This window comes from Pantoea sp. SM3 (genome assembly GCF_000963995.1).
Lineage (GTDB): Bacteria > Pseudomonadota > Gammaproteobacteria > Enterobacterales > Enterobacteriaceae > Pantoea > Pantoea rwandensis_B.
Map to the genome: position 1 here is coordinate 36,289 of NZ_JZRD01000052.1, position 9,534 is coordinate 45,822.

The following is a 9,534-nucleotide window of genomic DNA, read 5'->3' on the forward strand; positions in this document are numbered from 1 at the left end:
AACAATACACATTTAAACACAGATCGCCTGCAGGGATAAACGGTTGCGGGGGTGTTTATGACAAATTGGCGCTGCATGCTCGGGCGTGACTGGGTTATGCTGAAACCGAATCTGAACCCTGTAGGAGAAACAGAAATGCCAGAGATCGTTGTTTATGCTGCGGAAGGCCGCACGGTTGAGCAGAAGAAGAAGTTGCTGAAAGCAGTCACTGCCGCAGTCGCAGACTCGTTTGAGATTGAAGCCAATTCGGTGACGGTCTCAATCATCGAAACGCCTAAGCATCACAAATCCAAAGGCGGCGTGCCGTTTGATGAGCGGTGATTGAAGATTTGATGCATAAAAGCCCGGATGGGCTTTTATGTTTTAAAGGATGAAAACCGCTGGGCCTTTATCCTCAATGGTGTTGAGGATACGTAAAGCCGCTTTATTGGGTTTACTTTCGTTACGTTCCCACTTTGAAACACTCTCAACTGACATGCCGGTGGTCATAGCTAAAGCAGCCTGCGACATCTTCCATCTTAAGCGTACCGCTTTAATCTCAATCCCAGACATATCGCGCACAGGAGGGATATTACGTGCTTCGATCGCCGCACAGATTTCAGCAACCGTCTCGTCCTGAACGACACCTAGTTTGTTGTAGCGCTGCGCCATTTCATGGAGTTTCTTCAAGCGATCAGTCATCACAAGTTACCTCGATCAATTCTTTTAGCTTAATCAATTCCCTGACCTTCTCATCTGACATCGCAATAAAATCCCGAGCGATACGGCAATAAACATCAATTTCATCATCTTCCAGTTCTTTGCCTTTCTTCTTTGACAACTGACTTTTCAAGTACATATCAAAGAAATAAATGTTGTTGCCATAATTGAAGAAAACAATACTACGCGCGCCGTCAGATGCCCCCACGCCGGGCAACCCAAGTCGTTTTTTGAACGTGTAACGTCCTAATGGGTCGCCATATAATCCCGCAAAAATCGACTTAGCAGCTTTACACAGAATTTTATCGTTGATGCGTGCATGACGTCTCTCTTCCTGAAATTCTGGCGTCAGGTAAATGCCCATTTACCCCTCCCTGCCTTAAAGAATCCGTAAGCAAGACTATAGTCTTCGTTACGGGTAAGGTCAAATTATAAGCGAAAGAATTGATTGAACCTATGTGCTAATAACCGCAATAACATGCGGTTAAAGTCTCTACGCGAACGGTCAAAATTCAGTATCATATCTTCCCTTGATAAACCCTATTGAGTGTCTCAGCCCGCTATGACTGAACAGAATCCGCTGTTTTCGCGGCTTACCACCACACTGGCTGAAGAGAGCCGCACGCCGTTGTACAAGCGCTTTGCCACCAGCATCAAAGAAGCAGTGCGCGATGGTATTCTGCTGCATGAAGAGATCCTGCCCAGTGAACGAGATTTCAGCCAGTTGCTTGGCATCTCGCGCATTACGGTGCGTAAAGCAATGGATGAACTGGAAAAAGAGGGAGTGGTATTCCGTTCACGCGGTTACGGTACACAGATTTGTAGCCAGTTTGAGTATTCGCTGAAAGAGCCCAAAGGTTTGTCACAGCAGGCCGTTTTACGCGGTAAAAAGCCGGATACGGTGTGGATTAATAAGAGCAAAATTCTTTGCAGCGCGGAGATCGGTGAAAAACTGGGATTAAGCAAAGATAGCGAGGTCTACTTGCTCAAGCGTATTCGTTATGTCGACCAGCAAGCGGTCTCCGTGGAAGAGTCCTGGGTGCCGGCACGCTTTATTGCGGATGCCGATGATATTGGGATTTCTTTGTATGATTACTTTAACAAGCATCAGATTTTACCCGTTAAGTCGCAAAGTAGAGTGAGTGCCCGCATGCCTGATGAGGCGCTCCAGCAGCAGATTGCCCTGCCCGCCAATGTCCCTGTGCTGGTGATCAAACAGCTGGCACTTGACGCTCAAGGCAATCCGCTGGAGTACAGCATCAGCTACTGTCGCAGCGATATGTACGTCTTTATTGCTGAATGAGCCTTTGCTGCCAATAAGCCTGCAGCGTGGCACGTTCCGGTGCGCAATCACCTCCGCGTTGAGACACCACATAAGACGCGACAACATTGCCCAACGCCACGCTCTCGGCCAGCGACCAACCTGAAGCGAGCCCCGCTAAAAGTCCCCCCGCATGGCTGTCACCGGCGCCAATCGTGTCAACCACTTTCGTCGCCAGAGCAGGGATCCAGCCCTGAGAGTCCGCATCAACATAACCTGCGCCATCACTGTCCAAACGCACCACCAGCGGCGATCCAAAGCGTTGTTGCCATTGCGTCATTAACTGGCGGGCGTCAAAGGATTCATGTTGATTTAAACGCTCCTGCCAAAGTAATTCCGCTTCCTGTCTGTTCACTGTAATCAGTGGTTTTAGCGCCATCACGCGGGCAAATTGGCGCTCACCGATATCAGCCAAACGCGGACCGAAATCCACCAGCAGCAGATAGGTCTGAGCCTGCTGCTCAAGCCACTCAATCAGCACATCGCCGCTTTTGCTGGTGAGTTGATAGCCAGAAAGGTAGATCCAACGGTGTGCGGCTTGTGGCAATGTGCCCAGCAGTTCGGCATCCCACAGATTTTCGACACCGCTAACAGACAGAAACGTGCGCTCGCCGTCTGGCTCCACCAGTGCCAGACACCAGCCATTATCTCCTTTGCTGGTTTCCATCACGCTGGTAATGCCATATTCCGTCAGCTTCTGCCGCACAATATTGGCCCAAATACCGTTACCCAGTGGCAGCGCATTGGTGGAAGGAATGCCCAGTCGATGCAACGCGATCGCCACATTCAACGCACATCCGCCCACATTAACGCCCTGCTGGTGGAGTTCAATGTCACTTCCCCGATGCGGTAATGAATACGCATCGGCAATCACATCAACCACAGCTGCACCAATGACGCAAACGGGCAAACGGCCTTCCAACCGATTCAGGTCATCTGGCGTCAGCATAAGCGGCCTCACGCAGCTGACGAAACTGCACAAAAGCGCTGCTGTAGCGCGTGAAATCAAGCGCGTTGGCAGCATCCAGCTCCGCTTTGAGCTGTGAATCAATCCCATCAATGCCATGCAGCGCACCGCAAATGGCGACAGCCATCGCGCCGATAGTATCGGTATCGCCCCCCAGATTGGCACACAGAATGGCGCAGCGATTCGGGTCAGTGTTAGCCAACTCAACCATTGCAATAGCCGCCGGGACCGATTCGATAGTGGCCGTCCCGGTGCCCACCAAATCATAAATTTGCTGCATCGTTGATTCCACACCTCTGCCCAGTGCCACAACGCTCAGTCCCAACTCAACACGCGCGGCCATGGAAGCGCTGAAGGTCGTGACGCGTTTTTCCTGCGCAGCGCGTGCAATCGCAGGCAGCTCATCGCGGATGGATGTCCAGCTTGCTCCGTCAATAGCACGTGAGACGGCCCAGGCAATCACCGTTGCCCCCGCGATAGCGACATCTGATTTGTGCGTGGGACTGGAAGCCAGTGCGACAGCGTCAATAAAAGCGTCCAGATCTTTGGCTGGCAAAAGACAACCGAGTGGCGAAACGCGCATTGCCGCACCATTGGTCATGCCGTTGTTATCCAGTTGCGTCACTGGCGTACCCATTTTCAGTGCATTCAGGGCTATCTTTGATGTGGGTCCTAACACGTTTTTGTTAAAGGCATCAAACTCCTCCGCCCAACGCAGGATATTGGCTCCAATAGTCTCGGCGTTTATATCGCCATCATGGGTGACTATCGCATCGGCCAGCGCCAGCGCCATCGACGTATCGTCAGTAAATGCTGCGCGGCCAAAATAACAGGCCGCATTGTTTTCGGCAGGTCCCGGCAGAAAACCATCAATCCAACCAAAATGCTGCTTAACGCGACTGCGCGGCCACAATTCCGATGGCATACCCATCGCATCGCCCAGAGCCTGACCATAAAAAGCGCCTAAAATCCGTTTTTCCTGGAGTGTCATTGTCATTATTACATCTCTTATTTATGGCTATCAGCGGTCGCTGATTGCTCGAAAGCGGTTAATTCTTCACTGCGTTTTTTGCCATCGCGGAACAGCACGATGAAGGCGATAGTGATAATGATGATCATCACGCTGCCGAACATCCACATGCCCGCCCAGTTGAACGTCTGGCCATTGCGTGGCTGGTCGTAAGCGAACATCTCCTGCATCAAATATCCGCCGAGACGATAGCCCAGTAAGCTGCCAATACCCTGGCATGCGAGCGTAATCAGGCCCTGTGCCGCGTTGCGCATCGCCACCGGTGCTTTTTTGTCAACGTAGATATAAGCGGTGATGAAGTAGAAGTCATAGCTGACGCCGTGCAACAGGATGCCCATAAACAACAGGCCAATCGTCAGGGCATTTTGATCTCCGCCAAACACGAAGAATATGTAGCGCAACGCTGCGGTGGTTAAGCCAAGCAGCAACACCTTGCCGATACCAAAACGCTTGATAAAGAACGGCAATGCCAACAGGAAGAAGATTTCCGATACCTGTCCCAGCGTCATCCAACCGGTGGCGTGCGGCAGGCCCACTTCCGTCAGATAGCCTTCGGCAAAGATGTAGTAAAACGCCAGCGGCATACTGAACAGGAAGGAACAAACAAAGAACACCAGGAAACTGCGATCTTTCAGGAGATGCAGTGCATCCAGCCCCAGCGCCACACGCAGACTGAATTTCCCAGTGCTCTTCGGCTCAGTGGCTGGCAGCATCAGCGAAAAGATCCCCAGCACCAGTGAACTGGCAGCTGTGATTAGTAGCGGGACATTACTTGCTGAAATGTCGCCAAAGCCCATCAACGGTGGCAAGAAACCGCAGGCGATCCCTGACGCAATCCAGCCTAAAGTACCCATCACGCGCACGCGTGGATAATCACGTTCAACATCGCCAACATGCGAAAAGGCAATGCTGTTCGTTAGCGCAATGGTTGGCATGTAGGTGAGCGCATACAACAACAGCAGTGGGAAGAAACCACTGAAGTGCGTCTGCTGTGCCGCAAAATACATCAGAATGGAACCGACGATCATCAGCAGCGACAATACCTTTTGTGCCTGGAAGAAGCGGTCTGCCAAAGATCCAACGAGGATCGGCGACAGGATGGCGGCTATCGACGTGCAGGCATAGCACCAGGCAATCTCAACGGGCGAAAAACCATTTTTGCTGAGAAAAGCCCAGAGCGGCACAAACCATGCGCCCCAGATAAACCACTCAAGAAACATCATGAAGGATAATTTTGGGATTGTTGTTTTCATTTAAAAAGGACTCCCCGGTGTAGGTGAGGCCAATCTAACACCACTAACAATACCTTTGTAATACCATTAGCGGATTCTTTGAGCTACTCCACAACAATTTTAACGGGGAATTAACAGTGGGACGAGAGTGAGTTCGAGGTATAAGGGCGTGCAGTGCACGCCCTGAAATTTTTAACGACGGTTTTTCCAGACAGTCTGAATATTGCAGAACTCATGGACACCAAAGCTGGAAAGCTCGCGACCGTATCCGCTCTTCTTCACACCACCAATGGCCACGCGAGGGTCGGAAGCACCGTTGCCATTGATAAAGACTGCGCCCGTTTCTAGCTTCTCTGCCAGCTCATTGGCTATCGCTTCGTTACCGCTCCACACGGTAGCGCTCAAACCAAATTCGCTGTTATTCGCCAGCTCTAAAGCATGTTGTGCATTACGTGCCACGGTAATCGCTGCCACGGGGCCAAAGATCTCCTGCTGGAAAGCGGTCATGTCTGGTGTCACGTCAGCAAGGATCGTTGGGGCATAGTAGTTACCGACACCATCGATCTTGTGGCCACCGATGACCAGGCGAGCTCCCTGCTTCAGGGTCTGCTGTACTTGCTGATCCAATTCATCACGCAGGTCATAACGCGCCATTGGACCGATATAAGTTTCTTCGCTCAGCGGATCACCGATCTTTAATGCTTGCACAGCAGCGCTAAAACGCGCCTCAAACGCTTCTGCGACACTTTCTTCAATGATGAACCGTTTGGCTGCCATACAGACCTGTCCGGTGTTCTGGTAGCGCCCAGTGACCGCTGAAGCTACTGCTGCATCCAGATCGGCATCTGCCAGAACAATAAAAGGATCTGCGCCGCCGAGTTCCAGCACGGTTTTTTTCAATACCGCACCGGCTTGTGCTGCAATAGCACCGCCCGCCCGCACACTTCCTGTCACCGCAACAGCCGCAATACGCGGATCTTTAATTGCAGCCGAAACGCCATCGTTATCAACGTTAATCACTGTGAAGCCACCTTTTGGCAGATCGGTTGCATCAAACAGCTCTGTCATCAGATTGGCTGAACCCATTACGCTTGGCGCGTGTTTGAGCACATACGTGTTGCCTGCCAGTAACATGCTGACTGCACCACGCAGCACCTGCCAGTAAGGGAAGTTCCACGGCATTACCGCAAGAATCACGCCTAATGGACGAAACGATTGCCAGGCTTGCTGATTTTCCACCAGCGTGGGCTTGTCTGCCAACATGGCTGGGCCCTGCTCAGCGTACCAGTCACAAAGATTTGCGCATTTAAGGACTTCAGCACGAGCCTGTGCAATGGGTTTACCCATCTCCAGGGTTGCCATGGTGGCGAGTTGATCCTGACGCTGGCGGATCTGTTCTGCTAACTGGCGTAATACGATGACGCGCTGCGCCATGCTGGTGGCTCGCCATTGTGCGAATGCATCGGTGCTACTCTGTAACGCAGCTTCGAGCTCAGCGGCATTCTGCAATGGATAGGATGCGATGATTTCGCCAGTGGTTGGGTTACGTGAAATAACGTTGTCAGTCATAAGATGCCTTCGTCATGAGTTGTAGGGGATGAATATGAGTTTTACCTTACGCTCGGTGAAGGTTGATGAAAAATGAATAATAATGAGGAAGTTGTTCTCTTCTGATGAAATTCACGGATCTTCTTCGCAGGGAATTAATGTTTTTTCGCCATTGGTGGGATCAATCTTAATGACCAGCATTTTCTGACAGTTTTTGAGGGTAGAAGCTGATTCTTCATAGGGTTATGCAGTTATACAGTGAATAGATCTAAAAGAAAGATCATAGAGAGATCTTAAAGAGATCCTAAGAGATCCCCGATCGCTGCAAGCCGCACCCCACAAGGCCTGAGAAGGTGATCGCGTTCACTATAATCAGAAAAACGTTCACTACAATCAGCATAATATTCACTATAGACTGTAGAATGTTCACTATAAACAGTGTTAATGTTCACTGTAATCAGAAATCGATCCTTTTCATCCACAGAATGAAGATCTCAGGCTATGGCAGATAAAGAGAGTGAAAACAAGGCGTTACTAGAACCTTTTCTGTCGGTGACAAAAAACAGCGGTGAGGTTATCCAGCTTCATCCTAATAAAAATAACACCGTACAACCGGTCGCGTTGATGCGCCTGGGTCTGTTCGTTCCGACACTAAAGTCTACTGCGCGTGGTAAATCGGGCGCGATGGCTTCAACGGACGCCACTAAAGAGCTCAAGAACCTTTCGTTAGTTAAAGCGGAAGGCTATGAAAAGATTACCATTACTGGCGCAAGGCTGGACATGGATAATGATTTCAAAACCTGGGCTGGCATCATTCAGTCTTTCTCGCGTTATCCCTCAAAGGGCGACACCGTGACGCTGCCGTTTATTGATTTCGTGAAAATGTGCGGGATCCCATCGGCAAACTCGTCAGCGGCCTTACGTAAGCGTTTAGATGCCTCTTTAAGACGCATCGCAACCAATACGTTGTCCTTTGAAGGTAATGGCAAAGCGTATCATACCCACCTTGTGCAGTCGGCGTATTACGATCGTGAAAAGGATCTGGTGCGCATTCAGGCCGATCCTAAACTGTTTGAGCTGTATAACTTTGACCATAAAGTTTTGCTACAGCTGCGTGCTATTTCACGGCTCAAGCGTAAGGAATCGGCTCAGGCGTTATATACCTACCTGGAAAGCCTGCCAACCAATCCTGCACCTATATCGCTGGCGCGTCTGCGCATGCGTTTAAACTTAGGCTCTAAGACCACCACGCAAAACCACGTGGTCCGACGCGCGATGGAGCAGCTTAAGGAGATTGGCTACCTCGACTATTCAGAGGTGAAGCGTGGACGTTCTGTGTTCTTTATTATCCATAGCAGAACGCCGAAGCTGGACGGTATCAGCAATCTTGAGAGCATTGATTCTCTCGATGATATTGAGTTTGAAGACTGATTATTCACGTTCACTGTAATCAGCCCCCTTCCCTCGAGTGTGTCACTTAATCGCCAAAAGTGACACACTTCTTCTCCGCACTGTTCACTGTAATCTGCATCCCATCATGCATTCACTGTAATCAGTAACGTTCACTGTAAACAGTATTCAGCGACACGTTAGTCTTACATCCACCTACGGTGTTATCAGATTCGACGGGTTATTGGGCTTAAATATGATAGTGAGTACTTACTAGGTGGGTATTTAACACTTGCACGCCCTCTTTTGCAGTTGGTTTGCTGATTACAGTGAACATTAGCCATAGCGCATTTGGATGCTGATTACAGTGAATGGTGGTGATGCGGTGAAAACAGATTATAGTAAATGATTTAATATAACCATCTGAATATTATAGGTAATATTCAATGATCGGCATTCGTTCACTGTAATCAGCATATTGTCTGTACAAATAAACAGTAAAAGTGACAGGGTTGGTCACCTTCACTGATTACAGTGAATTTTTCCCTTAATTGCAGATTGCAGTGAACGTTAGGCCAGTGCGGTTGGGGGATGGATTTGAGGCCTCAATCGTGCGCGTCACGCTGTCACTGATTACAGTGAATGCTCAGCAGCCCTTCCCTCTTCCGATACATTTTCTGCCAGATCGTTGTGGTCACTGAGGATCGCTTTACTGATTACAGTGAACGTAAATGAATTTGTCAGCGAGCAGCAGTTACTGATTACAGTGAATGTTACGACTCGGGATTCGGGAGTGTCAGGAGAACGGTCTTCACCTGCTTTGCTGATTACAGTGAACGTTGGAGTTCAAAGATAAACATTGCGTTTCGTGTTGAGCCGGCAATGGGAGCATGTAATAACCCCCGTTCAATCCGGGCACTTCACCAGTAAGAGCAGTTGAAATGCTCTTCTCTCTTCTTTCTCTTCTTATCTTTAATTGGTCATTTGCCATTGGTCATATATCACCGAGCGCGCCTCTCCAGTCGTTCTTGCTCTGGCCATTGCTTATCGAAGACTCTTCAATACCGCCTGTAGGGCATGGTGTACCCGCCAGAACTTGGCAGTTACTGCTTACCCGCTATCGTGCACTTGTCATGGCCCAACGCTGAGCATTTACCCGTTTTCACTCACGTACAGGCAGTCATAAGCCACCGATGATTTAGCGTCACTCACTCACTCATAAACAGCAAACCCACATTCGCAAACCTTAAATCACAACTAAAAACGCAAATTGGGTTACTGATTACAGTGAATGTTGACAGTCATTCCAGCCCGTATTTACATCCCTGACTCCTGACTCCTGACTCCT

At 49.7% G+C, this 9,534-nt stretch carries 9 protein-coding genes; 3 read left to right on the forward strand and 6 right to left on the reverse strand.

The features are described 5' to 3' along the window. Nucleotides 1–135 precede the first annotated feature (135 nt). A complete protein-coding gene (locus VI01_RS23055) occupies nt 136–321 on the forward strand; it encodes a tautomerase family protein (RefSeq protein WP_045816785.1) in 186 nt (61 codons plus the stop codon). A 42-nt stretch (nt 322–363) separates the two neighbouring features. Here VI01_RS23055 and VI01_RS23060 read toward each other — a convergent pair whose 3' ends face one another. Next, nucleotides 364–681 (reverse strand): DNA-binding transcriptional regulator, encoded by a 318-nt coding sequence (locus VI01_RS23060; RefSeq protein ID WP_045816786.1) that lies wholly within the window; start codon nt 679–681, stop codon nt 364–366. Beyond that, nucleotides 674–1,063, reverse strand: a complete 390-nt coding sequence (locus tag VI01_RS23065; RefSeq protein WP_045816787.1) for a type II toxin-antitoxin system RelE/ParE family toxin — start codon at nt 1,061–1,063, stop codon at nt 674–676. Before VI01_RS23065 ends, VI01_RS23060 begins: the two co-directional genes overlap by 8 nt. A gap of 198 nt (nt 1,064–1,261) precedes the next feature. Between VI01_RS23065 and VI01_RS23070 the strand changes: the two genes are divergently transcribed. Then, entirely contained in the window at nt 1,262–2,002 is a 741-nt protein-coding gene (locus VI01_RS23070) for a GntR family transcriptional regulator (RefSeq protein WP_045816788.1), read from the forward strand. Here VI01_RS23070 and VI01_RS23075 read toward each other — a convergent pair. The 4 genes from VI01_RS23075 to VI01_RS23090 form a co-directional block, all read right to left on the reverse strand. Next, a complete protein-coding gene (locus VI01_RS23075; protein WP_045816789.1) occupies nt 1,989–2,969 on the reverse strand; it encodes a PfkB family carbohydrate kinase in 981 nt (326 codons plus the stop codon). The two genes, VI01_RS23070 and VI01_RS23075, sit on opposite strands and share 14 nt — an antisense overlap. Continuing rightward, a complete protein-coding gene (locus VI01_RS23080; RefSeq protein WP_045816790.1) occupies nt 2,953–3,984 on the reverse strand; it encodes an ADP-ribosylglycohydrolase family protein in 1,032 nt (343 codons plus the stop codon). The genes VI01_RS23075 and VI01_RS23080 overlap by 17 nt, the downstream gene beginning before the upstream one ends. An 11-nt stretch (nt 3,985–3,995) precedes the next feature. Then, nucleotides 3,996–5,270, reverse strand: coding sequence for a nucleoside permease (locus VI01_RS23085; protein ID WP_045816791.1), 1,275 nt, complete (start codon nt 5,268–5,270; stop codon nt 3,996–3,998). Between the two features lie 171 nt (nt 5,271–5,441). Beyond that, a complete protein-coding gene (locus VI01_RS23090) occupies nt 5,442–6,818 on the reverse strand; it encodes an aldehyde dehydrogenase family protein (protein ID WP_045816792.1) in 1,377 nt (458 codons plus the stop codon). 480 nt (nt 6,819–7,298) lie between these two features. On the opposite strand from VI01_RS23090, the gene VI01_RS23095 reads away from it, so the two are divergent. Next, nucleotides 7,299–8,228, forward strand: coding sequence for a RepB family plasmid replication initiator protein (locus VI01_RS23095; RefSeq protein WP_034822338.1), 930 nt, complete (start codon nt 7,299–7,301; stop codon nt 8,226–8,228). The last annotated feature ends 1,306 nt before the right edge of the window (nt 8,229–9,534 follow it).

Bases quoted from the DNA above. Each gene is read 5' to 3' on its own strand.
- VI01_RS23055 (WP_045816785.1), top strand. From the start codon at position 136: ATGCCAGAGATCGTTGTTTATGCTGCGGAAGGCCGCACGGTTGAGCAG.
- VI01_RS23060 (WP_045816786.1), bottom strand. From the start codon at position 681: ATGACTGATCGCTTGAAGAAACTCCATGAAATGGCGCAGCGCTACAAC.
- VI01_RS23065 (WP_045816787.1), bottom strand. From the start codon at position 1,063: ATGGGCATTTACCTGACGCCAGAATTTCAGGAAGAGAGACGTCATGCA.
- VI01_RS23070 (WP_045816788.1), top strand. From the start codon at position 1,262: ATGACTGAACAGAATCCGCTGTTTTCGCGGCTTACCACCACACTGGCT.
- VI01_RS23075 (WP_045816789.1), bottom strand. From the start codon at position 2,969: ATGCTGACGCCAGATGACCTGAATCGGTTGGAAGGCCGTTTGCCCGTT.
- VI01_RS23080 (WP_045816790.1), bottom strand. From the start codon at position 3,984: ATGACAATGACACTCCAGGAAAAACGGATTTTAGGCGCTTTTTATGGT.
- VI01_RS23085 (WP_045816791.1), bottom strand. From the start codon at position 5,270: ATGAAAACAACAATCCCAAAATTATCCTTCATGATGTTTCTTGAGTGG.
- VI01_RS23090 (WP_045816792.1), bottom strand. From the start codon at position 6,818: ATGACTGACAACGTTATTTCACGTAACCCAACCACTGGCGAAATCATC.
- VI01_RS23095 (WP_034822338.1), top strand. From the start codon at position 7,299: ATGGCAGATAAAGAGAGTGAAAACAAGGCGTTACTAGAACCTTTTCTG.